The 24,960-nt window shown below is 69.7% G+C and carries 22 protein-coding genes, 1 tRNA gene and 1 other RNA gene; 17 read left to right on the top strand and 7 right to left on the bottom strand.

The window, feature by feature from the left end; translation table 11 throughout:
- The first annotated feature begins 176 nt into the window (after positions 1 to 176).
- A complete protein-coding gene (gene dnaE, locus DRV85_RS08700; protein ID WP_113289051.1) occupies positions 177 to 3,683 on the top strand; it encodes a DNA polymerase III subunit alpha in 3,507 nt (1,168 codons plus the stop codon).
- A gap of 58 nt (positions 3,684 to 3,741) precedes the next feature.
- Entirely contained in the window at positions 3,742 to 4,503 is a 762-nt protein-coding gene (locus DRV85_RS08705; protein WP_113289052.1) for a hypothetical protein, read from the top strand.
- A 150-nt stretch (positions 4,504 to 4,653) separates the two neighbouring features.
- On the opposite strand, the gene DRV85_RS08710 is transcribed toward DRV85_RS08705, so the two are convergent.
- From DRV85_RS08710 to ssrA, 7 genes are all read right to left on the bottom strand, one after another.
- Entirely contained in the window at positions 4,654 to 4,860 is a 207-nt protein-coding gene (locus DRV85_RS08710; RefSeq protein WP_113289053.1) for a SlyX family protein, read from the bottom strand.
- Positions 4,853 to 5,086 carry a ribbon-helix-helix domain-containing protein gene (locus DRV85_RS08715; RefSeq protein WP_113289054.1) on the bottom strand — a complete coding sequence of 78 codons (234 nt, stop codon included), beginning with the start codon at positions 5,084 to 5,086 and terminating at the stop codon, positions 4,853 to 4,855. The genes DRV85_RS08710 and DRV85_RS08715 overlap by 8 nt, the downstream gene beginning before the upstream one ends.
- Entirely contained in the window at positions 5,083 to 5,262 is a 180-nt protein-coding gene (locus tag DRV85_RS08720) for a DUF4169 family protein (protein WP_113289055.1), read from the bottom strand. Before DRV85_RS08720 ends, DRV85_RS08715 begins: the two co-directional genes overlap by 4 nt.
- Positions 5,263 to 5,279: 17 nt before the next feature.
- Complete coding sequence (gene fumC / locus DRV85_RS08725) at positions 5,280 to 6,677, bottom strand: class II fumarate hydratase (protein WP_113289056.1); 1,398 nt, start codon at positions 6,675 to 6,677, stop codon at positions 5,280 to 5,282.
- A 63-nt stretch (positions 6,678 to 6,740) separates the two neighbouring features.
- The gene (locus DRV85_RS08730; protein ID WP_113289057.1) at positions 6,741 to 7,214 is read right to left on the bottom strand and encodes an SspB family protein; all 474 of its coding nucleotides are present in this window, start codon (positions 7,212 to 7,214) and stop codon (positions 6,741 to 6,743) included.
- 69 nt (positions 7,215 to 7,283) lie between these two features.
- Positions 7,284 to 8,540 carry a chromate efflux transporter gene (chrA, locus tag DRV85_RS08735; protein ID WP_113289058.1) on the bottom strand — a complete coding sequence of 419 codons (1,257 nt, stop codon included), beginning with the start codon at positions 8,538 to 8,540 and terminating at the stop codon, positions 7,284 to 7,286.
- 166 nt (positions 8,541 to 8,706) lie between these two features.
- Positions 8,707 to 9,059: a transfer-messenger RNA gene (gene ssrA / locus DRV85_RS08740) on the bottom strand.
- A 71-nt stretch (positions 9,060 to 9,130) separates the two neighbouring features.
- Between ssrA and DRV85_RS08745 the strand changes: the two genes are divergently transcribed.
- The 15 genes from DRV85_RS08745 (at position 9,131) to DRV85_RS08815 (ending at position 24,838) form a co-directional block, all read left to right on the top strand.
- Positions 9,131 to 9,889 (top strand): DUF2182 domain-containing protein, encoded by a 759-nt coding sequence (locus DRV85_RS08745; RefSeq protein WP_233495446.1) that lies wholly within the window; start codon positions 9,131 to 9,133, stop codon positions 9,887 to 9,889.
- Positions 9,890 to 9,901: 12 nt separating this feature from the next.
- Complete coding sequence (locus DRV85_RS08750) at positions 9,902 to 10,582, top strand: DUF1326 domain-containing protein (RefSeq protein WP_113289059.1); 681 nt, start codon at positions 9,902 to 9,904, stop codon at positions 10,580 to 10,582.
- Positions 10,582 to 11,097 carry a DinB family protein gene (locus DRV85_RS08755; RefSeq protein WP_113289060.1) on the top strand — a complete coding sequence of 172 codons (516 nt, stop codon included), beginning with the start codon at positions 10,582 to 10,584 and terminating at the stop codon, positions 11,095 to 11,097. Before DRV85_RS08750 ends, DRV85_RS08755 begins: the two co-directional genes overlap by 1 nt.
- A 104-nt stretch (positions 11,098 to 11,201) precedes the next feature.
- Positions 11,202 to 12,197 (top strand): acryloyl-CoA reductase, encoded by a 996-nt coding sequence (gene acuI, locus DRV85_RS08760; protein ID WP_113289061.1) that lies wholly within the window; start codon positions 11,202 to 11,204, stop codon positions 12,195 to 12,197.
- Between the two features lie 219 nt (positions 12,198 to 12,416).
- Positions 12,417 to 12,830, top strand: coding sequence for a universal stress protein (locus DRV85_RS08765; RefSeq protein ID WP_113289062.1), 414 nt, complete (start codon positions 12,417 to 12,419; stop codon positions 12,828 to 12,830).
- A 67-nt stretch (positions 12,831 to 12,897) separates the two neighbouring features.
- Positions 12,898 to 14,547 carry a BCCT family transporter gene (locus tag DRV85_RS08770; protein ID WP_113289063.1) on the top strand — a complete coding sequence of 550 codons (1,650 nt, stop codon included), beginning with the start codon at positions 12,898 to 12,900 and terminating at the stop codon, positions 14,545 to 14,547.
- Between the two features lie 139 nt (positions 14,548 to 14,686).
- Entirely contained in the window at positions 14,687 to 15,910 is a 1,224-nt protein-coding gene (locus DRV85_RS08775) for an aminotransferase class V-fold PLP-dependent enzyme (RefSeq protein ID WP_113289064.1), read from the top strand.
- Positions 15,911 to 15,967: 57 nt separating this feature from the next.
- Positions 15,968 to 17,389 carry a cryptochrome/photolyase family protein gene (locus DRV85_RS08780; RefSeq protein WP_113289065.1) on the top strand — a complete coding sequence of 474 codons (1,422 nt, stop codon included), beginning with the start codon at positions 15,968 to 15,970 and terminating at the stop codon, positions 17,387 to 17,389.
- A 79-nt stretch (positions 17,390 to 17,468) separates the two neighbouring features.
- Complete coding sequence (locus DRV85_RS08785; RefSeq protein ID WP_113289066.1) at positions 17,469 to 18,677, top strand: SAM-dependent methyltransferase; 1,209 nt, start codon at positions 17,469 to 17,471, stop codon at positions 18,675 to 18,677.
- Positions 18,677 to 19,126 (top strand): TrgA family protein, encoded by a 450-nt coding sequence (locus tag DRV85_RS08790; RefSeq protein WP_113289067.1) that lies wholly within the window; start codon positions 18,677 to 18,679, stop codon positions 19,124 to 19,126. The genes DRV85_RS08785 and DRV85_RS08790 overlap by 1 nt, the downstream gene beginning before the upstream one ends.
- A gap of 10 nt (positions 19,127 to 19,136) precedes the next feature.
- Positions 19,137 to 20,258 (top strand): NUDIX domain-containing protein, encoded by a 1,122-nt coding sequence (locus DRV85_RS08795; protein WP_113289068.1) that lies wholly within the window; start codon positions 19,137 to 19,139, stop codon positions 20,256 to 20,258.
- A gap of 53 nt (positions 20,259 to 20,311) precedes the next feature.
- Entirely contained in the window at positions 20,312 to 21,349 is a 1,038-nt protein-coding gene (locus DRV85_RS08800) for a cysteine synthase A (protein ID WP_113289069.1), read from the top strand.
- A complete protein-coding gene (locus DRV85_RS08805; protein ID WP_113289070.1) occupies positions 21,346 to 23,763 on the top strand; it encodes a DUF3772 domain-containing protein in 2,418 nt (805 codons plus the stop codon). The genes DRV85_RS08800 and DRV85_RS08805 overlap by 4 nt, the downstream gene beginning before the upstream one ends.
- A complete protein-coding gene (locus DRV85_RS08810) occupies positions 23,760 to 24,479 on the top strand; it encodes an alanyl-tRNA editing protein (protein WP_113289071.1) in 720 nt (239 codons plus the stop codon). The genes DRV85_RS08805 and DRV85_RS08810 overlap by 4 nt, the downstream gene beginning before the upstream one ends.
- 269 nt (positions 24,480 to 24,748) lie before the next feature.
- Positions 24,749 to 24,838 (top strand) — tRNA-Ser (locus DRV85_RS08815).
- Positions 24,839 to 24,960: the final 122 nt, after the last annotated feature.

Below are 24,960 nucleotides of genomic sequence, written 5' to 3' on the forward strand. Positions count from 1 at the left end.
CCCCCGCTCGCGCACCCGTCCGCTTTAGCCGAAGGCGGCGGCGCTCCGCAATCGGCGTGACGCGCCGGCGGCATCGATTGGCGCGAAGTGCCTGCGCGGCGGGCGATGGCGGCGCATCGCTGACGGCCCCTGCGTCGCCGATTGTGCGCCGACTCCGGGCAGGCTAGGCTTGGCCCATGACAGAGCCGCGCTTCGTCCACCTCCGCCTGCATACCGAATACTCGCTTCTGAAAGGCGCCGTGCGGCTGAAGAAGCTGCCCGAGCTCTGCCGGCAGGCGGGGATGCCTGCCGTGGCCGTGACCGATACAGCCAACATGTTCTGCGCGCTGGAGTTTTCGGTGGCCGCGATGGGCGCGGGCATCCAGCCGATCATCGGCTGCGAGGTGCCCGTGGCGCTGCCGCGCGAGGAGCGGCCGGGCCAGCGCCAGAGCCTCGATCGGCCCGGCGCCGTGGTGCTGCTGGCGCAGTCCGAGGCGGGCTACATGAACCTCATGAAGCTCAACTCCTGCCTCTACCTGCGCGGCGACGGGCAGGAGCCGCATGTGACGGTCGAGGAACTGGAACGCTACGCCGAAGGGCTCATCTGCCTGAGTGGCGGGCCGGACGGTCCGGCGGGCCGGCTCCTGCAGGAGGGCAAGCGCGCCGAGGCGGAGACGTTGATCCGCCGCCTCGCGGCGGCCTACCCCACGCGGCTCTACATCGAGCTTCAGCGTCATCCCGAGGACGGAGGCCTCTGGGCGCCCGAGCGGGCGACGGAGCGCGGCTTCGTCGAGATGGCCTACGCCATGGATCTGCCGCTGGTGGCCACGAACGACGTGCATTTCGTCAGGGAAGAGCACTACGAGGCGCACGACGCGCTGATCTGCATCGCCGAGGGCGCCTATGTGGACCAGTCCGCGCCGCGCCCTCGCCTCACGCCGCAGCACCGGTTCAAGACGCCGCAGGAGATGGCCGCGCTCTTCGCCGACCTGCCCGAGGCGATCGAGAACACCGTCGAGATCGCCCGCCGCTGCGCCTACGCCGCCGAAAAACGCGACCCGATCCTGCCGCGTTTCGCCGAGGACGAGGTGGAGGAGCTCCGCCGGCAGGCGAAGGAGGGGCTGGCCGCGCGTCTCGCCGTGATCCCGCACGCGGCGCCGGTCGAGGACTACGAGAAGCGGCTGGAGTTCGAGCTGGGCATCATCGAGGGGATGGGCTTTCCCGGCTATTTCCTGATCGTCGCGGACTTCATCAAGTGGGCGAAGGCGCGCGACATCCCCGTGGGCCCCGGCCGCGGCTCCGGCGCGGGCAGCCTCGTGGCCTATGCGCTCACCATCACCGACCTCGACCCGCTGCGCTACTCGCTGCTCTTCGAGCGGTTCCTGAATCCCGAGCGGGTCTCCATGCCGGACTTCGACATCGACTTCTGCATGGACCGGCGGGAGGAGGTCATCGACTACGTTCAGGAGAAATACGGCCGCGACAAGGTGGCCCAGATCATCACCTTCGGCGCGCTGCTCTCCAAGGCCGCCGTGCGCGACGTGGGCCGCGTGCTACAGATGCCCTACGGGCAGGTGGACAAGCTCAGCAAGCTGATCCCCGTCGAGGGCGTGAAGCCTGTCAGCATCGAACAGGCGCTGAAGGACGAGCCACGCCTCGCCGAGGCGGCGAAATCCGAAGAGGTGGTGGACCGCCTGCTGAAATACGGGATGCAGCTCGAGGGGCTGCTGCGCAACGCGTCCACCCACGCGGCCGGCGTGGTGATCGGCGACCGGCCGCTCGACGAGCTGGTGCCGCTCTATCAGGATCCGCGCTCCGAGATGCCGGCCACCCAGTTCAACATGAAGTGGGTGGAGCAGGCCGGACTGGTGAAGTTTGACTTCCTCGGCCTCAAGACGCTGACGGTCGTGCAGAACGCCATCGACCTGATCCACGCCTCGGGCCGCGACCTGCACACGGCCGCCGACGGCAGCACCATCTACGAACCCTTCGAGGGGGCCGAGAACGACATCGGGCAGATCCCGCTCGACGACGAAAAGACCTACGAGCTCTACGCCAAGGCGCGCACCGTCGCGGTGTTCCAGGTGGAAAGTTCAGGGATGATGGATGCGCTCAAGCGCATGAAGCCCACCTGCATCGAGGATATCGTCGCGCTGGTGGCGCTCTACCGCCCCGGCCCGATGGAGAACATCCCCAAGTACTGCGAGGTCAAGAACGGCCTGCGCGAGCGCGAATCGATCCACCCGTCCATCGACCACATCCTCGACGAGACGCAGGGCATCATCGTCTACCAGGAACAGGTGATGCAGATCGCGCAGGAGATGGCGGGATACAGCCTTGGCGAAGCCGACCTGTTACGCCGCGCCATGGGCAAGAAGATCCAGGCCGAGATGGACAAGCAGCGCCCGCTCTTCCTCGAGGGCGCGAAGAAGAACGGCGTGGACGAAGCCAAGGCGCTCGAGGTCTGGAACCTCCTCGACAAGTTCGCCAACTACGGCTTCAACAAGTCCCACGCCGCCGCCTACGCCGTCGTCAGCTACCAGACCGCCTGGCTCAAGGCCAACCACCCGGTCGAGTTCATGGCCGGCGTCATGAACTGCGACATCCACCTGACCGACAAGCTCGCCGTCTACTTCGAGGAGGTGACCAAGGGCCTGAAGCTCCCGTGGGAACCGCCCTGCGTGAACCGCTCCGAGGCGACCTTCACCGTGCGCGAGGGGCGGCTGGTCTATGCGCTGGGCGCGCTCAAGAACGTCGGCGTGGACGCGATGCGGCTCATCGTGGAGGGGCGGGGCGAGACGCCCTTCGCCTCGCTCTTCGATGTCGCGCGGCGGGTGGAGCTCAAGCGGATCGGCAAGCGCCCTCTGGAGATGCTGGCGCGCGCGGGCGCCTTCGACGCGCTCGACCCCAACCGCCGCCGCGTGCTGGAGAGCCTCGACGCGCTCATGGCCTACTCTGCGGCCGTGATCGAGCAGAAGACCTCGGCGCAGGTATCGCTCTTCGGCGAGGCGGGCGACGACCTGCCCGAGCCGCGGCTGGCCAATGTGCCCGACTGGCTGCCCGCCGAGCGGCTGGCGGAGGAGTTCGCGGCGGTGGGGTTCTACCTGTCCGGACACCCGCTCGACGACGACATGGCGGCGCTGCGCCGGCGCGACGTGCTGACCCTCGAGGAGGTGCAGGAGCGCGTGCAGCGCGGCCCCTGCGTTGTGAAGATGGCCGGCGTCGTCGCCGGCCGGCAGGAGCGCAAGTCGGCGCGCGGCAATCGCTTCGCCTTCGTCCAGCTCTCGGACCCGACGGGCGCCTACGAGGTCACGCTCTTCTCCGAGGCGCTGGAGGCCGCGCGCGAACTGCTGGAGCCGGGGGGGAAGGTGGTGGTGCGTGTCGAGGCGACGCTCGAGGCGGATCAGCTCAAGCTTTTGGGCCGTGGGGTGATGCGTGCCGAGGGCGAGGTGGCGCAGGCAGGCGCCACGGGCCTTCGCATCTTCGTCGAGGCCCCCGAGGCGATCCAGGCGGTGGCGGGCCTGATCGACGAGCCGGTGGCGCAGGTCGCCGGCCACCGGCCGGGGCCGCTCAAGCTGTGCCTCATCGGCGAGGGTCTGCCGGGCGAGGTCGAGGTGGACATCGGCCGCAGGATCGCCGCCAGCGCCGAGATCCGGCGCGCGCTCAAGAGCCTTCCGGGCGTCGTGGATGTTCAGGAGGCGTGACAGGGCGCGGACGGGCTGCGCGTTCGCCCTCGCGCTCGTTGCCGCCGCCTGCAGTGGTGTGTCCGATGTCGAGCGCCTCTCGGAGGTCGAGGTCGCCGGAGAGGCCGGCGCTGCCCGGGCTCTGCCCGAGCAGGACAAGGCCGGCGCCGGCTTTTTCTCGCGGCTCTTCGGCGCCCGCGATGCGCCCGCCTCTTCGGTGTCGGAGGCAGGGGCGGCGCGGGAGGCGGCTGACCCCGAGGCGCCGGCCACCGGCGGGGCAGGGGGCGGATTTCTCTCTCGGCTCTTCGGGGGCGATACGGGCGGCCGGCCCAGGACGGACGGCGCCGCCGAGGTTCAGGACATCGCCTTCGGCGACCGGCTGGCCTACGGCACGATCGGCCGTCTCTGCGACGTGCCCAACCGCAGGCTCGGCCGCGAAATCGCGCGCTTTCCCGAGCGACGGCCGATGTATCGGCTCTACGACAGCGATCCGGGCAACACCGCGCCGCACGCCTTCTACATCACCGGTTTTTCCGACGGCTGCGTGCGCCAGTTCACTGCCGCGCTCGCGATGTTCGGCGCCCCCTCGACGCACGAGTTCCTGCGTTACGGGCAGCCCGCCGAGGTTCAGCCCTTCTCCGCGACCGACGATGCCTACGAGAGCCTGAAGCGGCAGGTCTGCGGCGCGCGCCGCGGCCAGCCCTGCGGGCCGCGTATCGACCGTCTGGAGCGGAACACCGCCTTCGTGAGCATCTACGAGCGCTTCGGGGTCAATCCGATCTGGAAGAACCTGCTTCTCCACGACGGCCAGGTTCTCGCGGTCGATATCAAGAGCGGTTGAGACCGCAGCCGGGGTCGAAGGCGCCGGGCGGGCCAAGGGGGAGCTTATCGGCCCTGGTGGGCCTTTTCGCAGCGAGGCGGCCTGCAAGGGCCAACGAGCAGCGAGCCACGAGCCGTGCGCGACGCCGACTCTCGCCCCTGTCTCGCCCGCTCACCAGTGCGGCGGGCGGCGGTCGGGAAAGACCGCTGTGCCCGCCTCCGCCTCGCGTTCGGCCTCGCGCTGCATCAGCAGATCGACACGCCGGGACAGCCGCGCGAGCTCCGTCTCCTGACGCGTCACGGCGTCGGAGAGATCTTCCACCGTGCGCGCGAGTTCGGCGAGATGGCGCTCGATCCGCTCCAGACGCGTCTCATCCATCGCCGCCTCCTCTGTCCTGGTAGTGCCGCAGCACGAAGACCCGGATCGCGGAGGCGAGGCCCGCCTGCGTGCCGCGGGCCTCGTCGACCTCGGTGGCCAGGGCGTTCACGGTCACGCCCCGCTTCGCCGCGATCTCGCGGAAGGCCTTCCAGAACTCGTCTTCCAGCGAGACCGACGTGCGGTGCCCCCGCAGTGTGAGCGAACGCTTGACCGGCCGGCCCTTCATTCGTCGCGCTGTTGCCCGTCCAGCGCGCGCGCGATGCGCTCCGCTTCGGCGCGGGCGCGCTCGCGTTCCGCCTTCTTGCGGCCGAATCTGACCGCGTTCTCGTCGGCCTCGCGCTTCGCCTCGGCGCGCGCCCGGGCCTTGCGGTAGCGGTTGAGGTTGATCGGGGCGTCGGCCATCGCTGTCTCCGGTCGCGTCAGGCGGGCTTGGGCCCGATCATGTTCTCGGGTCGCACGACGCGCTCGAAGGTCGCCTCGTCCACGAAGCCGAGGCGGATCGCCTCTTCCTTGAGTGTCGTGCCGTTCCTGTGCGCCGTCTTGGCCACGGTGGTGGCGTTGTCGTAGCCGATCTCGGGGGCGAGCGCCGTGACCAGCATGAGCGACTCGCGCATCAGCTTGTCGATCCGCGCCTCGTTGGCCTGGAGCCCCTCGACGAGGTTGTCGGTGAAGGCCGCGCAGGCGTCCCCCAGGAGCTGCATGGACTGCAGCACGTTGTAGGCCATCATCGGCTTGTAGACATTGAGCTCGAAATGCCCCTGGCTGCCGGCGAAGCCCACGGCGGCGTCGTTGCCCATGACGTGCGCGCAGACCTGCGTGAGCGCCTCGCACTGGGTGGGGTTCACCTTGCCCGGCATGATCGAGCTGCCCGGCTCGTTCTCGGGCAGGATCAGCTCGCCCAGGCCGCATCGTGGGCCGGACCCGAGGAAGCGGATGTCGTTGGCGATCTTGTAGAGGCTCGCGGCCACCGTCCTGAGCGCGCCCGACATCTCTACCATCGCGTCGTGGGCGGCCAGCGCCTCGAACTTGTTGGGCGCGGTGACGAAGGGCATGCCGGTGATCTCGGCCATGTTCGCCGCGACCTCCTCGGCCCAGCCCTGGGTCGTGTTGAGCCCGGTGCCCACGGCGGTGCCGCCCTGCGCGAGCTCGTGGATGCGCGGCAGCGCGGCCTCGATCCGGGCGATGCCCATGGCGACCTGATGCGCGTAGCCCGAGAACTCCTGTCCCAGCGTGAGGGGCGTGGCGTCCTGCGTGTGGGTGCGCCCGATCTTTATGATGTGTTCGAAGGCCGCGACCTTCGCCTCGAGCGCCGCGTGCAGCTTGCGGAGCCCCGGCAGCGTCACATCGCGCGCCGTCATGGCCGTGGCGATGTGCATGGCCGTCGGGAAGGTGTCGTTCGACGATTGCCCCATGTTGCAATGGTCGTTCGGGTGGACCGGATCCTTCGATCCCATCTGACCGCCCAGAATCTCGATGGCGCGGTTCGCGATCACCTCGTTGGCGTTCATATTGGATTGCGTGCCCGAGCCGGTCTGCCAGACGACGAGCGGGAAGTGGTCGTCCAGCTTGCCGTCCACGACCTCCTGCGCGGCCTGCTGGATCGCCTCGCCCACCCTCTGCGGCAGCCTGCCTGCGCGGGTGTTGGCCATCGCGCAGGCCTTCTTGATCACGCCCAGCGCGCGGACGATGGCGACGGGCTGGCGCTCCCAGCCGATCGGGAAATTCATGATCGAGCGCTGGGTCTGCGCACCCCAGTAGCGATCCGCCGGCACCTCGAGCGGGCCGAAGCTGTCGGTTTCCGTGCGCGTCGCGGTCATGCGCCCCTCCTTCGCGTATGCGGTCGCATGCCGTCTAGCGCGCGCCCCCGGAAAGGGCAACGTTCACTTGCGGAAGCGGTCGAGGCTCACGACGTCCGCGTCCTTGCGCTCGGCCGCGTCGTCCTCTTCTTCCGGCGCGGGGCCGGACGCGTCTTCGCTTTCGTCGAGGTCGTCCCCGGACGCACCCGGGCTCTCGAAACGCAGGCCGAACTCGACCGACGGATCGACGAAGGTCCGAAGCGCGTCGAACGGCACGACGAGCCGCTCGGGCTGATTGCCGAAACTCAGCGTGACCGCGAAGCCCTCGTCATCGACCTCGAGCGCGTCGAACCAGTGCTGCATGACGATCGTCATTTCCTCGGGGTAACGTTCTCGCAACCAAGGCGCGAGCTCGACCCCCGGATGCTGCGTGTCGAAGGTGATGAAGAAATGATGCTCGCCGGGCAGGCCGTCGCGGGCGACATCGGACAGAACCTGACGGATCAGTCCGCGCATCGCGTGATGCATGAGCTTGCCGTAGTCTATCCGCTCCGCCATGCCGTCTCCGCCTCCGATGTCGCTGAGCATAGGGGATTCGGGACAATATGAAAGGGGCCGCCGCAGGGCTCATCCCGCCACCTGCCCGGCGAGCGCGCCCGCCGCGCCCATCGCCGCGATCGCGGGCGCCACGCCCATGCCGCGCCAGACGATCAGCGCGAGCGCGAGAAGGACCAGCCCGAACCGCACAGGGTCGAGGCTGCTCCAGACCGGCAGCGGCGCGGCGAGCCAGGCCGGGCCTGCCTGCATGTCTCCGAAAAGGACGTGCAGCGCGAACCACAGCGCGAGGTTGAGGATCACGCCGACAACCGCCGCGGTGATGCCCGAGAGCGCGCCCTGCAGGCGCGGGCGCGACGCGAGCGCCTCGACATAGGGCGCTCCGGCGAAGATCCAGAGAAAGCAGGGCACGAAGGTCATCCACAGCACGAGAAGGCCGGCCAGCAGCCCGAGCGCCCACCCGCCCTGCGCATGTCCCGCGAGATGGCCCACGAACTGCGTGACCAGGATGAGCGGCCCCGGCGTGGTTTCGGCCAGACCCAGCGTGTCGATCATCTGCGCCGTGGTCAGCCAGCCGAACTCGCCCACCACGGCCTGCGTCATGTAGGCCAGCACGGCGTAGGCGCCGCCGAAGGTGACCAGCGCGAGCCAGCCGAAGAACAGCGCGAGGTCCGTCAGGAATCCGGCGCCGGCGAGCCAGAGCGGCACCAGCGGCGCGGCCCAGAGTGCCCCCCAGAGCGCGACCGTCGCCAGGGTGCGGGGCCGCGCGCCCGGCGGAGGCGTGGGGCCGGCCGCTTCGTCGCGCGCGGCCCATGCACCCCAGAGCGCGGCCGCCGCGAGAATCGCCGGGAACGGCAAGCCCAGGATGAAGATCGCGGCGAAGGCGAGCCCCGCCACCGTCCAGTCTCCGGGTCCGCGCAGCGCCTTGCCGCCCAGCCGAAGGAGCGCCTGCAGCACGATCGCCACGACCGCCGCCTGCACGCCCGCGAAGACCGCCTGCACCAGCGGCACCTCTCCGAAGGCGATGTAGCCCGCCGCCAGCCCCCCGATCACCACGGCGCCGGGCGCCACGAAGAGCCCGCCCGCGATCAGCCCGCCGGGCACGCCCCTAAGCCGCCAGCCGGCATAGGTGGCGAGCTGCATCGCCTCGGGCCCGGGAAGCAGCATGCAGAAGCTCAGCGCACGCAGATACTCCGCTTCGGAGAGCCAGCCGCGCTCCTCCACGAGCTCGCGATGCATGAGCGAGATCTGCGCCGCCGGCCCGCCGAAGCTGAGCACGCCGATACGCAGGAAGGCGCGGGTGATCTCTGAAAGCGCGGCGTCGGGCATGACCCCCGCCCATAGGTGCCTGATGTGACAGGGAGGTGATAGCGCGCCGCGATCGATCCGCAATCCACGGCGCCGCTGTTCCACGCCTTCATGCGGACCGGATCCCCCCGGAGGCGCGCAACGCAAGCAGCGCCGCTGGCGGGCTTGCAGCTGTCGTAGGAAGGAAAGTGCAGGCTTCTGTTGCCAGGTGCCTGCGAACCCCGCCTGACCTTGCTAGAGGTCAGGGCTTCGAGATTTCGGTCTCGTTACCGCTTACGCGGCAACGGCGACCGGAGCATGATTGTCGTTGGCAATTATGCTTTACGGACCGATAACGGTGGTACCTCACCGGGGCAAAGCCACACCTTTACACGTTCGTCGATCCTGTTTCGGCCCCATGATCCCGCCAACGACAGGGGTATTGGTGGAGCCGCCGGGTACCGCCCCCGGGTCCGATCCGCTTATTGCGTGCGCGTTTATGCCCATAGTCCCCGAGGGGACACCGTCAATATTGACGCCCGCCGCCGCGATTTCAAGGGGTTTGCAGGGCGCGCGGCGGTGGACAAAGCAGGAAAAAGCCGCGAATCCTAAATGCCGGAGGGAGGGCCGCGATGCTGGCAGACCGCATCCGCGCGATGGGCGCGCCGCACTGGGGAGCACTCTACGCCGCGATCCTCGCGGCCTGGGCCGCGCTCTGGGCGATGGCTGCGGCCGCGTCCGACCTCGCGGCGCTCTCGGGCGCCTATGGCGCCGCGCTCTGGGAGACGCTCTGCGCGCCGGCCGCCGATGCAGCCGGCATTGCCCGGCTCTGGGCGATGTGGGCGCTGATGGGGGCGGCGATGATGACGCCCACCGCCTTGCCTGCCTTCGCCACCTACGAGGATCTCGGCCGCGCGACGCGCACCCGCTTCGGCGCCCTGGCAGGGGGCTATCTCGCCGTCTGGGCGGGTTTCGCCGCGGTGGCGGCGCTCGTGCAGACCGCCCTCTGGCAGTCCGGTCTGCTCGATCCGCTGGGCGCGAGCACGTCGGCGGCCCTCACCGCCGCGCTGCTCGCGCTCGCCGGCCTCTACCAGTTCAGCGCGCTCAAGCACGCCTGCCTGTCGAAATGCCGTGCGCCGCTCACCTTCTTCATGCAGCACTGGGACGAGGGGCCCTGGCGCATGGGCCTAAGGCTGGGCGCCGTGTGTCTCGGCTGCTGCTGGGCGCTGATGGCGCTCGCCTTCGTGGGCGGGACGATGAACCTCGGCTTCATGGCGGCGGGCATGGTGCTCATGGCCGTCGAGAAGCTCTCCCTCGGCCGGGCGCTCACGCGCCCGCTCGGGATCGCCCTCCTCGCCGCCGCGGCGCTCGTCGCGGCCGGCGCCCCATGACCGGAGAAAGAGATGACCGACAGGATCGCCGTTCGTGAGCCCATCGACAGCCGCCACCCCGCGGCCGGCCCGCGCCCGCGGCCGCCCGAGCCCTGGGCGATCCGGGGCGAGCTGATCCTCAACTGCAACTGCACCGTGTTCTGTCCCTGCGTCGTCAGCCTCGGCAAGCATCCGCCCACGGAAGGCGTGTGCCAGGCCTGGGCGGGCGTGCGCATCGACGAAGGCCACTACGGTGCCGAGGTTCTTTCGGGGCTCAACGTGGGTCTTCTGCTGGAGATTCCCGGGCAGATGGCGCGCGGCAACTGGAAGGCGGCGGCCTTCATCGACGAACGCGCGAGCGAGGCCGCCTTCGCCGCGCTCGTCAGGATATTCTCCGGCGCGGCGAAGGGAACGACCGGCCTGTTCTCGGTGCTGGTGAGCGAGTTCCTGGGTGCCGAGCGCGCGCCGGTGGTCTTCGAGACCGAGGGCGCGACGCGCCGGCTGATGGTCGGCAAGAAGATCCAGGGCGCGGTGGAACCGGTGCGCGGCGCCGACCCCGAGCGCGAGATCGTGGTGACCAACACGCAATACTGGATGGGGCCCGACATCACCGTGGCGACGGCCACGCAAGGGCGGGTGCGCGCCTACGGCCGGGTCTGGGATTTCGACGGGCGCAGCGCCGAGATCTGCCAGATCGACTGGCAGGGGCCGTGATGATCGGGCCGGACTACTGCCGCATGCTGGCGCGCTACGGCGCCTGGCAGAACGCCTGGCTGCGCGACCGGCTGGAGGCGATGCCTGCGGAGGCGGCGACGCGCGACCGCGGCGCCTTCTTCGGCTCGCTGCTCGGCACGGCGAACCATGTGCTTTGGGCGGACCGGGTCTGGCTCGCCCGGCTGGAGGGCGCGGAGGGGCCCGGGGGCACGATCCGCGAGAGCGCGCAGCTGTGTCCCTCGGCCGCCGACTGGGGCGCGGCGCGCGCAGAGATGGACGCGCGGCTGATCGTCTGGGCCGACGGGCTGGAGCCGACCGAGGTCGAGGGCGATCTGACCTGGTGGTCCGGGGCGGCCGGGCGCGAGGTCCGGCGCCCCCGTGCGCTCTGCATCGTGCACATGTTCAACCATGCCACGCAGCACCGCGGCCAGATGCACGCGATGCTCACCGCTTCCGGGGTGGACACGGAGGACACCGACCTGTTCCTGATGCCGGAGGACTGGCACCGCCACTGAGACGGGGCGGCGCCCTGTCGGCCTGCGGCCGACGCCTGGGGGGCTGGGCGAATGAAAGGACGAGGGCGCGCAGGGCGCCCGTCACGGAGCGAGAGGGAGAGACGATGTTCAACGCGCTTGTGGTCGAGAAGGACGCGGAAAGCGGCAAGACCTCTGCCGCCGTGCAGCAGATCGGCGAGGACGACCTGCCGCACGCCGAGGTGACGGTGGCGGTCGAGTATTCGACGCTGAACTACAAGGACGGGCTCTGCATCGGGCCGGGCGGCGGTCTCGTGCGGCACTACCCGCACGTCCCGGGAATCGATTTCGCGGGGACGGTCGAATCCTCGGACGACGACCGCTGGAAGCCGGGCGACAAGGTGATCCTTACCGGCTGGCGCGTGGGCGAGGCGCATTGGGGCGGCTACGCGCAGAAGGCGCGGGTGAAATCCGAATGGCTCGTGCCGCTGCCCGAGGGCATGACGACGCGGCAGGCGATGGCGGTGGGCACCGCGGGGCTCACCGCCATGCTGGCGGTGCAGGCGCTGGAGGATCAGGGGCTCGCCGAGCATCACGGGCCGGTTCTCGTCACGGGCGCCGCGGGCGGCGTGGGCTCGGTCGCGACCGCGATTCTCGCCCAGGCCGGCCGCGAGGTTGCCGCGGTCACGGGGCGGCCGGAGCAGGCGGAGTATCTCGAGGGGCTGGGCGCGACCGAGATCGTCCCGCGCGAGGAGCTCACGGAGGTCACGAAGAAGCCGCTGGAGTCCGAGCGCTGGGCGGGCTGCGTGGACGCGGTGGCGGGCGCGATGCTGGGCCGCGTGCTCAAGCAGATGAAATACGGCAGCTCGGTCGCGGCCGTGGGCCTTGCCGGGGGGGCTGCGATCGAGGGCGCGCTGATCACGCCTTTCATCCTGCGGGGGGTCAACCTGTTGGGAATCGACTCCGTGATGCAGCCCTACGCCAACCGCGTCCGCGCATGGGAGCGGATCGCGCGCGATCTGCCGATGGAGAAGCTCGAGGCGATGGTGCAGCCCGCGACGCTCTCGGATCTGCCAGCGCTGGGCGCCGACATCCTCGCCGGCAAGGTGCGCGGCCGCGTCGTGGTGGACGTGAACGCCTGACGCCTGCCTGACCCGGAACCTCGGTCCGCCCCGCGCGTTGTGTCCTCGCGGGGTGGGAAACGCACAGCTTCGTTGCATCCGGTCCGGCGAAAGGTCTAGGCTGTCGGCCACAACCGAGGCGCCGCGCCTCGCGGCGCGTCCCGGTTCGGTCCCCCGGGTCCGTTCTCGCGGCGTGCCGCAGGCCGTGAAGGCCCGTGGCGCGAGACAGGAGGGACGTGCGTGTTCAAGAAAATCATGACGCCGGTGGACCTGGCCCACGTCGGCACGCTGGAGAAGACGCTGCAATGCGCGGCCGATCTTTCCACCCATTTCAAGGCGCCCGTGGTCTACGTCGCCGTCACGTCGCCACAGCCGGGCAAGATCGCCCACACGCCGCAGGAATTCGCGCAGAAGCTCGAGGCCTTCGCGAAGGAGCAGGGCGAAAAGCACGGCATCGAGACCGGGTCGCACGCGATGACGAGTCACGACCCGACGATCGACCTCGATCCCACCCTGCTCAAGGCGGTGGAAGAGACCGGCTCGGACCTCGTGGTGATGGCGACCCATCCGCCGAACTTCAGCGACTACATCTGGCCGTCCAACGGCGGCTATGTGGCGGAGCATTCCAAGGTCTCCGTCCTGCTCGTCCGCTAAGACGGCGGCACGGCCGCGGCGCGCGGCTGCGAGACCGAGAACGAAACCAACAAGAGGGAGGCCGCAGATGGCCGACGAAACCAGCCCGGGTATCCCCGCCCCAGAGGGCGAAGCGGATATCATCGACACCGAATACGAAATCGGTCAGGACAACATCGAGGGAAAAGTCGGCCCGTTCGGCTTCGACATCCACAACCCGGTCTTCGTGATCTCGGGCCTCGTGGTCGTGGCCTTCGTGGCCTATGCGCTGATCGCGCCGCAGCAGGCGTCCGACTTCTTCGGGTGGCTGCGGCCGGCGCTGACGTCGAGCTTCGACTGGTTCTTCCTGCTCTCGGCGAACGTCTTCGTGATCTTCTGCCTCTTCCTGATCGTCTCGCCCTGGGGCTCCGTGCGCCTGGGCGGGGCGGAGGCGACGCCGGACTACGGCTATGCGGGCTGGTTCGCGATGCTCTTCGCGGCCGGCATGGGCATCGGGCTGATGTTCTTCGGCGTGCTGGAGCCGGCCTACTACTTCGCCACGCCCTGGGGCGACGCGCCGCTGGGCACCGTGCGGCCCTTCACCGAGGACGGCCAGCTGATCGAGGCGAACGTGGAAGAGGCGCGGCGCATGGCGCTGGCGGCGACCTCCTATCACTGGGCGCTGCACCCCTGGGCGATCTACGCGGTCGTCGCGCTGGCGCTGGCGCTGTTCAGCTACAACAAGGGCCTGCCGCTCTCGATCCGCTCGGCCTTCTACCCGATCCTGGGCGAGCGCGTCTGGGGCTGGTGGGGCCACATCATCGACACCGTGGCCGTCTTCGCCACGCTCTTCGGCCTCGCCACCTCGCTGGGCTTCGGCGCGCAGCAGGCCAACGCCGGCATGAACTACATCTACGGCATCCCGAACAACGTGACGGTGCAGGTGATCCTCATCATCGCGATCACGGCCGTGGCGCTGGTTTCGGTTCTGCGCGGTCTCGACGGCGGCGTGAAGCGGCTGTCCGAGATCAACATGATCCTCGCCTTCCTGCTGCTGCTCTTCGTGCTCTTCGCCGCGGGGGCCGGCACCATCCTTTCGGAATTCGTCGCGGGCCTTGGCGCCTATGCGCGGGAGGTGGTGCCGCTGTCGAATCCCTTCGGGCGCGAAGACCTTGGCTACATGCAGGGCTGGACGGCCTTCTACTGGGCCTGGTGGATCAGCTGGTCGCCCTTCGTGGGCATGTTCATCGCGCGCGTCAGCCGCGGCCGGACGGTGCGCGAGTTCATCACCTGCGTGCTGATCATTCCCTCGATCGTCTGCATCCTGTGGATGGCCGTCTTCGGCGGCTCGGCGATCAGCGACATGATCGCCAACCCCCAGACGAGTGCGGTCAAGGCGAACGTGATCGACACCTATTCGCCGGAACTGTCGCTCTTCGCGATGCTGGAGAGCCTGCCGCTGGCGGCGATCACCTCGACCCTCGGGATCATCCTGGTGATCGTGTTCTTCGTGACCTCGTCGGACTCGGGCTCGCTGGTCATCGACACGATCACGGCCGGCGGCAAGGTGGACGCGCCGGTCACGCAGCGGGTGTTCTGGTGCACCTTCGAGGGGCTGGTGGCGATCGCGCTGCTGATCGGCGGCGGCCTGACGGCGCTGCAGGCCATGGTGATCTCCACGGGCCTGCCTTTCACGATCATCCTGTTGTTGATCTGCTGGGCCATCGTGAGGGGACTGATCGCGGAGAAGCGCGCCTGAGCCGAGCCGCTGAAGAGGGGGGCTGTCTGCCCCCCTCTGCCGCTCGCGCGGCATTCACCCCCCGAGGATATTTCGATCCAAGAAGAAGGACCGGGCGCGCGCTTGACGGCGTGCGCCCGGCGCGCTTTCAGTGTCCGTCATGGATCTGGATCTGGACTTCGTGCGGGCGCAGTTTCCCGCCTTCGCCGAGCCGTCGCTCGCCGGGCAGGCGCATTTCGAGAACGCCGGCGGCAGCTATGCCTGCGCGCCGGTGATCGCGCGGCTGGAACGCTTCTATCGCGCGCGGAAGGTGCAGCCGCACGGCGCCTTCTCGGCGAGCCGGGAGGCGGGCGCGGAGATGGACGAGGCGCGCGCGCGGCTCGCGGCGCTCCTGGGGATCGGCGCGGACGAGCTTTCCTTCGGTCCATCGACCACGCAGAACGTTTATGTCCTCGCCCGCGCCTTCGCCGAGATGATGGCGCCCGGCGAGGCGATCGTGGTGACCGATCAGGATCACGAGGCGAATTCGGGGCCCTGGCGGCGGCTGGCGCGGGAGGGGATCGAGATCCGCGAGTGGAAGATCGACCCCGAGACGGGGCATCTCGATCCAGCCGATCTCGCGCCGCTCCTGGACGAGACCGTGCGCCTCGTCTGTTTTCCGCATTGCTCGAACGTGGTGGGCGAGATCAACCCTGCCGTCGAGATCACGGCGATGGCGCATGCGGCCGGCGCCTTCGTCTGCGTGGACGGCGTGAGCCTCGCGCCGCACGGGCTGCCGGACCTCGGCGCGCTGGGCGCGGACATCTACCTCTTCTCCACCTACAAGACCTACGGGCCGCACCAGGGCGTCATGGCGATCAGGCGGCAACTCGCGGAGCTCCTGCCGGCGCAGGGCCACGAGTTCAACGCCGGGCGTTCATCCAAGCGGTTCGTGCCGGCCGGGCCGGATCATGCCCAGGTCGCGGCCTGCGCCGGAATCGCCGATTACTGGGATGCGCTCCATGCGCGACATTTCCCCGAAGAGCCCGACGCGGCGACGCGCGCCGCGCAGGTGGGCGCGCTCATGCGGACGCACGAGACGGCGCTGTTGCAGCCGCTGCTCGACTATCTCGCCGGGCGCAACGACCTGCGCCTGCTCGGGCCGCGCAGGGCCGAGGGCCGCGCGCCCACGGTGGCCGTCGCGCTCGACCGGCCGGGGGCGGAGGCGGCGGAGCGGCTTGCCGGGGAGGGGATCATGGCCGGTGGCGGCGACTTCTACGCCCACCGTCCGCTCGGCGCGATGGGGATCGATCCCGCGCATGGCGTGCTGCGGCTGAGCTTCGTGCACTACACCACCGCCGGCGAAGTGGAACGCGCGATCGCCGCGATGGACGCCGCGCTTTGACCACGGCGCATTCGCGCTAGCTCCTGCCTCGACGCAAGACCCGCGAGTGCCGCCGCCGTGCCCGAGACCGCCCCGATCCTGCTCTGGTTCCGCCGCGACCTGCGGCTGAGCGACCACCCGGCGCTGCATGCCGCGGCGCAGGCCGGACCGCCCGTGATCCCGATCGTGCTGCGCGATCCGGTGACGGACGGGCTGGGGGCGGCGCCGAAGTTCCGGCTCGGGCTGGGGCTCGAGGCGCTCGCCCGCACGCTGGAGGACCAGGGCAGCCGGCTTATCCTGCGCTCGGGCGCGGCGCTCGATGTGCTGCGCGCCCTGGTCGCGGAGACGGGGGCGCGGTCGGTCTGGTGGACCCGGGCCTACGATCCCGACAGCGTCGCGCGCGACACCGAGGTGAAGGCCGCGCTCAAGGCCGAGGGGATCGAGGCGCGCAGCTTCGGCGGCCATCTGCTTTTCGAGCCCTGGACCGTGGCGACGAAGGAGGGCGGCTTCTACAAGGTCTATACGCCCTTCTGGCGCGCGGTGCGCGACCGCGAGGTCGATGCGCCGCTGCCCGCGCCCGGCCGCATCCCCGCGCCCGCGAGCTGGCCGGAGAGCGAGCGGCTGGCGGACTGGCGGCTCGATGCCGCGATGCACCGGGGCGCGGCGGTGGTCGCGCCCTACGCCCGCGTCGGCGAGCGTGCCGCGCAGGGCCGGCTGGGGCATTTCATGGCGCATGTCGTGGACGGCTACGCAGAGAGCCGCGACCGGCCGGCGGAGGACGGCACCTCTTGCCTGAGCGAGAACCTGAGCCTGGGCGAGATCAGCCCGCACCAGTGCTGGCACGCCGGGGTCCGCGCGATGGAGGAAGGCAAGGCGGGCGCCCAGACCTTCCTGCAGGAACTCGTCTGGCGCGAATTCGCCTACCACCTGATGCACCACACGCCGCGGCTGACCTCGGCCAACTGGCGGCCGGACTGGGACGCCTTCCCGTGGTCGGAGGACGAGAGCGCGGCGACCGTGCACGCCTGGAAGCAGGGGCGCACGGGCATCGAGATGGTCGATGCAGGCATGCGCGAGATGTATGTGACGGGCCGGATGCACAACCGCGCGCGCATGATCGTGGCGAGCTACCTGACCAAGCATCTGATGACGCACTGGAAGATCGGGCTGAAATGGTTCGAGGACCACCTGATCGACTGGGATCCGGCCTCCAACGCGCTGGGCTGGCAGTGGTCGGCGGGCTCGGGGCCGGATGCCACGCCCTACTTCCGCGTCTTCAACCCGGTCACGCAGGCCAAGCGCTTCGACCCGGACGCCGCATACCGCCGGCGCTGGATCGCGGAGGGGCAGCGCGACCCGCCGGAGAGCGCCTGCGCCTATTTCGAGGCGATCCCGCGGCGCTGGGGCCTCGCGCCGACCGACGCCTACCCCGCGCCGGTCGTCGCGCCGGACGAAGGCCGAAAGATCGCGCTCGACGCCTATGAATCGAGGGACTTCTGAGAGGGCACGCCGCGCCCGGGCTTGCCGCCCGGGGCGGTTTCCGCATAGCTAACGCCAACGCAAGTATGGAAGATCGCGCATGATCCTGACCTCGACCGAAGGCCAGTCCGGTCTGCCGCGCTACTTCGCGCGCATTTTCGACATGGCGTCGCGGATGAATGCCGGCCGCGTGGATTTCGTGCTGTCCGACGGGCGGCGCTTTCGCGCCGAGGGCCGCGCGCCCGGACCCGTGGCCGAGATGCACATCCACGACGACGACGTCTTCGCCCGGCTCCTGCGCGAGGGCGACGTGGGCTTCGCCGAAGCCTACATGGACGGCGACTGGAGCACGCCGGACCTGCAGGCCTTCATGGATCTGCTGCACGCGGGCAACGACGAGATCTACGAGGGCTTCCCCGGCATGGCGCTGGTGCGCGCGCTGGAGCGCGTGCGCTTCTGGCTGCAGTCGAACACCAGGCGGCAGGCGAAGAAGAACATCGCCGCGCACTACGACCTCGGCAACGACTTCTACCGCCTGTGGCTCGACGACACGATGACCTATTCCTCGGCGCTCTTCGAGACGGGCCAGGAGAGCACCGAGAAGGCGCAGGAGGCGAAATACGCGGCCCTTGCCGACAAGCTCGACGTGAAGCCGGGCGATCATGTGCTGGAGATCGGCTGCGGCTGGGGCGGCTTCGCGGAATATGCCGCGCGCGAGCGGGGGCTTCGCGTCACCGGCCTCACGATCAGCCAGGCGCAGTTCGATTTCGCGCAGGCGCGTATCGCGCAGGCCGGGCTATCGGACCGGGTGGACCTCAAGCTTCAGGACTACCGCGACGAGCGCGGGCAATACGACGCGGTGGCCTCGATCGAGATGTTCGAGGCAGTGGGCGAGCGCTACTGGCCGGTCTTCTTCGCGGCGCTGCGCGAGCGGCTGAAGCCGGGGCGCAAGGGCGCGCTGCAGGTCATCACCGTCGAGGACAAGCGGTGGGAGAGCTACCGCAGGAACGTCGATTTCATCCAGAAGTACATCTTTCCCGGCGGAATGCTGCCCTCGCCCTCTGCCCTGCGGCGCGAGACCGAGCGGGCGGGGCTTTCCTTCGAGGACAGCCACGAGTTCGGCGAAAGCTACAGCCAGACGCTGCGCCGCTGGCACGACAGCTTCGCCGAAAGCTGGCCCAAGGCGCAGGCCATGGGCTTCGACGAGCGCTTCCGGCGGATGTGGAGTTATTACCTCACCTCTTGCGCGTCTCTGTTTCAAAGCGGAATGTGCGACGTGACGCAGATTACAGTGCAAAGGCCTGCCTGATGCCTACGGCCGCGCGCCTGGTCGCCGCTATCGCGCTTGCCGCGCTCGGCTGGTTCGCCTCCGAGCTGATCAAGCCGCTGATCGAGGCGCAGACCGGGCGCACGGAGTTCGGCGCCTTTTCGGCGATCAATCTGGTGATCGGCGCTGTCTGCGGATGGATCGTGATCGGCAAGCGCGCCGGGCGCGGTTATTCCGCCGCGATCGGAAACGGCATCACCGGCACGGCGGCGCTCGTGTTCTGGGGACTCTTCGTGCAGGCGGTGTCGGAAATGGTAAGGCTCTCCCTCGCGCGCCGCTACGATGGTCCGATAGAGGCGATCGCCGCCGTCTTCGAACTCATCGTGGACTACGGCGCCTACCTGCTCGACGCGCAGATGCTCGTCGCGCTGTTCGCCGGCGCCATCGTCGCCGGGGTGAGCTCGGAGTACGCGGCACGGCGCTGGCGCTGAGGGGGGCCGATTGCGCGACGTCTTCCTCTACGGCACGCTCCGGCACGCGCCGCTGCTGGCGATCGTTCTGGGCGAGACGCCCCCGGGCCAGCAGGCGGCCCGGCTGAGCGGGCATGCGGTGCGCGCGGTGGCGGGCGCACCCTATCCCGCCCTGGTTCCCGCGCCCGGGGAATCCGCCGAGGGCATCCTCCTGCGCGATCAGGGCCCGCGCGCCCTTGGTCGGCTGTGCCACTACGAAGCCGCGTTCGGCTATGCCGCCGCGCCGGTGACCGTAGAGACGGATGCGGGACCGAAACCGGCGCAGGTCTTCCTCCCGGATGTGCCGCCCGAGACGGACGGGCCCTGGTCGCTGGGGGATTGGCAGGCCGCATGGGGCCGCCTCAGCGAAGAAGCCGCGCGCGAGGTGATGGCCCATCACGGCCGCCTCAGTCCGGGCGCGATCGGTGACATCTTCGGCATGATCCGGTCGCGGGCGCATTCGCGTGTGCTGGGCGCGACGCCGCGGCCCCGGGCGCCGATCGTGGCGAGCGCCGATCGCGGCTCCGTCGAGCTTCTCGCGCACCGCCGCCCCTATGCGAGCTATTTCGCGATGGAGGAACAGGATCTGCGCTTTCCGCTCTTCGGCGGCGGTTACAGCGAGGCGGTGACGCGGGCCGCGCTGGTGGCGACCGATGCGGCGCTGGTCGTGCCCTACGACCCGCGCCGCGACGAGGTGTTGCTCATCGAACAGTTCCGGCCCGGGCCCTACCTGCGCGGTGATCCGCGCCCCTGGTGCCTCGAGCCGGTGGCCGGCCGCGTGGACCCGGGCGAGGCGCCCGAGACCACGGCGCGCCGCGAGGCCGAGGAAGAGGCGGGCGTCACGCTCGAGAGGCTCGAGACGATCTCGCGCAGCTACCCTTCACCGGGCTGTTCGACGGAGTTCTTTTACATCTATCTCGGACTTGCGGATCTGTCCCGGCCGCCGGCGGAGACCGGCGGGCTGGAGGAGGAAGCCGAGGATATCCGGCGCCACGTGCTGCCCTTGGAACAAGTCGTGGAATGGGCGGACGCGGGCCTTCTGGACGTCGGGCCGCTCGAACTATCCGTGCATTGGCTCGCACGCCATCGTGACCGGCTCCGCACCGCGGGTTGAGTTGAGCCGGGGCGGGGCCTAGACAGGACATGCACCCTGACGAGAGGCCCCAGATGCGCGTGGCGAAAGACCTGGCCGAAGCCATCGGCAACACCCCCCTGATCCGCCTCAACGGTCCCAGCGAGGTGACGGGCTGCGAGATCTGGGGCAAGGCGGAGTTCATGAACCCCGGCCAGTCGGTCAAGGACCGCGCCGCGCTCTGGATCATCCGCGACGCGGTCGAGCGGGGCGCGCTCGGGCCCGGCGGCACGATCGTCGAGGGCACGGCCGGCAATACCGGCATTGGCCTGGCGCTGGTGGGCTCCTCGATGGGTTTCCGAACGGTCATCGTGATCCCGGAAACGCAGAGCCAGGAAAAGAAGGACATGATCCGCCTCGCGGGCGCCGAGCTCGTCGAGGTGCCGGCGGCGCCCTATCGCAATCCCAACAACTACGTGCGCTATTCCGGAAGGCTGGCCGAGCGGCTGGCACAGTCGGAGCCGCAGGGCGCGATCTGGGCCAATCAGTTCGACAACGTCGCCAACCGGCAGGCCCATGTCGAGAGCACCGGGCCGGAGGTCTGGGCGCAGACCGAGGGAAAGGTCGACGGCTTCATCTGCGCCGTGGGCTCGGGCGGCACGCTGGCGGGGGTGGCGCAGGCGCTTCAGCCCAAGGGCGTGAAGATGGGTCTCGCCGATCCGATGGGCGCGGCGCTCTACAGCTACTACACGACCGGAGAGTTCAAGGCGGAGGGCAGTTCGATCACCGAAGGCATCGGTCAGGGGCGGATCACCGCCAATCTCGAGGGCTTCACCCCCGACTTCTGCTATCAGATCCCGGACGACGAGGCGCTGCCCGTCGTCTTCGATCTGCTCGAGCGCGAGGGGCTCTGCCTCGGGGGGTCGTCGGGGGTGAACGTGGCCGGCGCCATGCGCATGGCGCGCGAGATGGGACCGGGGCACACCATCGTCACGATCCTGTGCGACTATGGCACGCGCTATCAGTCGAAGCTCTTCAACCCCGCCTTCCTGCGCGAGAAGGGGCTGCCCGTGCCGCGCTGGATGGAGCGGGACGCGGTGGACATGCCCGACGTGACGGTGGCGCCTGAATGAGCCGCCACCTGCCTCGCTTCGCAAACCTCGCCGCGATCGTTCTTTCCTTCTGGCTCGTCGTCGGCGCGGCGCTCGCCCAGACGACGGCTGAGCCCCCGGACTACGAGGAATGGGGCCGGATCGCCGAGCGCGCCGAGCAGGTGGTCGAGCGTGGACAGGCCTCTGAAGACGCGCTGGAACAGCTTCGCGCGCAGATCGCGCAATGGCGCGATCGCTTTCTCGCTGCGCAGAGCCAGAACGCCACGCGTATTCAGACTCTGGAAAATCAGCTCGAGGCGCTCGGCCCGCCGCCGGAAGAGGGCGCCGAGGAGCCGCCGGAGATCGCGGAGCGACGGGCCGAGCTGCGCGCGCGGCTCGAGAGTCTTCGCGCGCCCGTGCGCAATGCCGAGGAGGCCTTCACGCGCGCCAACGGCCTGATCGACGAGATCGACGAGATCATCCGAACGCGACAGGTCGATGAACTGCTCTCGCATGGCCCGTCGCCGCTGGTGCCGGCGAACTGGGCCACGGCCCTGAGGGAAGCGAGCCACGCGGCGCGTTCGCTCGAAACGGAGGTCCAGACCGCGATCGGAACCCCCTCGCGGGTGGCGGAGGCGCGCGACCGTCTGCCGGTGATCGTGCTTCTGCTGGCAGCCGGCGCCCTGCTGCTGCTGCGCGGCCACCGCTGGGTGAACAACCTGGGCGATCTGATGCGAAGGCGCACAAGGCGCGGAACCGGCGTCTGGTCGCTCCTTATCTCCGTCGGACATATCGCGCTGCCTTTCGCCGGGCTCTCGGCGATCGTCTGGGCAGCGGCGCTCAGCGGACTCGCCGGGCCGCGCCTGTCGCAACTGCTGACCTTCCTGCCGGTGGCCTTCGCGCTGCTGTTGGGCTACCGCTGGCTGGGCCAGAGGCTCTACAGCCCGCTGGACGCCGAAGCAGTGATCCCCCTGGAGGGCGGAACGCGGCGCGAGGCGCGCAACTACAGCACATTGCTCGCCGGCCTTCTGGTCGTCCAGCTCGTGATCGGCGCCTTTGTCGATCTCGCCTCGCTGTCGCAGGCCACCGAGGCGGTCCTGCAGTTCCCGGTGACGGTGCTGCTGGGGCTCGTACTGTTCCGCATGGGCGTGATCCTGTCCCGCTTCCGCGGGGTGGAGCTCGCCGAAAATGCTTTCGTGAACCGCGTGACCCGCTTCATGGGGCGGCTTTCGATCCTTGTGGCGGTGCTCGCGCCGCTCTTGGCGGCGGTGGGCTATCTCAACGCCTCGCTGCTGATCCGGCCGTGGGTCGTGACCCTGGCCATCGCCGGGCTCGTGCTGATCCTGCAGCGCCTCGTGCGCGACGTCGACCAGCTACTCACCGGGCGCGAGACCGCGGGCGAGGGGCTGCTTCCGGTGCTGATCGGCATGGCCCTGACCATCGCCGCGCTGCCCTTCTTCGCGCTCGTCTGGGGCGCGCGCACCGCCGAGCTGACCGAGATCTGGGCCCGCTTCCGCGAGGGCTTCGTGGTCGGCGAGACGCGGATCTCCCCGACGGACTTCCTCGTGCTCGTCGTCGTCTTCGCGGCGGGTTACGCGGCCACGCGCGCCTTGCAGAACGGCTTGCGCAACTCGGTCCTGCCGCGCACCAGGCTCGACAAGGGCGCGCAGACGGCACTGGTCTCGGGCACCGGCTACGTCGGCATCTTCCTCGCGGCGCTGATCGCGATATCGGCGACCGGTCTCGATCTGTCGTCGCTCGCCATCGTCGCCGGCGCGCTCTCCGTCGGCATCGGCTTCGGCCTGCAGAACATCGTCTCGAACTTCGTCGCGGGTATCATCCTGCTGATCGAGCGGCCGGTGTCCGAGGGCGACTGGATCGAGGTCGGCGGACAGATGGGCATCGTGCGCAAGATTTCGGTTCGGTCGACGCGAATCGAAACCTTCGACCGCACCGACGTGATCGTGCCCAACGGCGACTTCGTCTCCGGCGTCGTCACCAACTGGACGCGCGGCAACACCATCGGGCGGGTGATCGTACCTGTCGGCGTGGCCTACGGCACCGACACCCGCAAGGTCGAGCGCATCCTGCGCGAGGTCGCCGAGGATCATCCGCTGGTGCTGATGGACCCGCCGCCCTCCGTCTTCTTCCGTGGCTTCGGCGCGGACTCGCTCGACTTCGAGATCCGTGCCATCCTGCGCGACGTGAACTGGGTGCTCAACGTGCATTCCGACATGAACCACGCGATCGCCCGGCGCTTCGCGGAGGAGGGCGTCGAGATTCCCTTCGCCCAGCGCGACGTCTGGCTGCGCAACCCCGAGACGCTGTTTCCCGACCGGTCGACGCCGCCAAAGGCTGCCGCCGCCGCCCCCGAAGCCGCGCCGCCGCCGCGCGCGCCCGACCCCTATCTCGACAGGCCCGAGACCGACGCGGAGTCCGACGGAGACGGCCGATGACCCGCATGCTCTTTCGCGAGGATCCCTACGCCCGCAGCGCGCCGGCCCGCGTGATCCGCGTCACGCCCGAGGGCGGCGTCGTGCTCGACGCGAGTCTTTTCTACCCGACGGGCGGCGGCCAGCCCGGAGATTCCGGCCGCCTCGAGTGGGAGGGCGGCAGCATGGCGGTGGCGACTGCGGCGAAGGGCGAGGGCGAGGAGATCGTGCTGCTCCCGGAAGAGGGCGACGCCCCGCCGCCGGAGGGAAGCGAGGTGATCCAGGCGCTCGACTGGGAACGTCGCTTCGCGCACATGCGCATGCACACCGCGCTGCATCTGCTCTCTGTCGTTCTGCCGCTGCCGGTCACGGGCGGCGCGATCGGCGCGGGCAAGGGCCGGCTCGACTTCGACATGCCCGAGGCGCCCGAAGACAAATCGACCCTGGAAGACGCGCTGAACGCGCTCGTCGCGCGCGATCTGCCGGTGACCGAGGACTGGATCACCGAGGCCGAGCTCGCCGCCAATCCCGCATTGGTCAAGACGATGTCCGTGGCGCCGCCGACGGGCGCCGGCCGGGTCCGCCTGATCCGGATCGGGCAGGGCGACGAGCAGGTCGATCTGCAGCCCTGCGGCGGCACCCATGTCCGCAGCACCGCCGAGATCGGCCCCCTCCGCCTCGGCAAGATCGAGAAGAAGGGACGGCAGAACCGGCGCGTGACACTGCATCTCGCGGCGTGAGCCGCGCGGACAGCCCCGCGCCTTTCTCCGGGGTCTCCGGAGAGCGGCGCAGTCCAGGCCGGTCGCGCCCGGCGCCGACGCGGGAGGCCTCGCCGTCCGCCACGAACCCCCGCCCCCCGCGCAGCAACGCCGGCGACGTCTCGTCGCCGTTCAGAAGGCATGACGCAGGCGTTCCGTCGCTCCCGGCAGCCGCGCTCTCTCGCCCCGCCCTCCGGCGCGCCGCATGCCCCTTGCATCGCGCGGCCCTCTGATGCACATACGAAAGCCGCGGAGAGGTGGCCGAGCGGTCGAAGGCGCACGCCTGGAACGCGTGTAGGCCCGAAAGGGTCTCCAGGGTTCGAATCCCTGTCTCTCCGCCACTTGCCCTCGCGAAAGCGTTCTCCCGATCCGGCTGCGACCGGATTTTCTCGTTGTATTCGAAGGTTATGCGGGAGGGGCTGAGCACTGGCCCCGGCGCCAGGAGGCCCGGAAGCGGGGTCAC

The organism is Rhodosalinus halophilus (assembly GCF_003298775.1).
Taxonomy (GTDB): Bacteria; Pseudomonadota; Alphaproteobacteria; order Rhodobacterales; family Rhodobacteraceae; genus Rhodosalinus; species Rhodosalinus halophilus.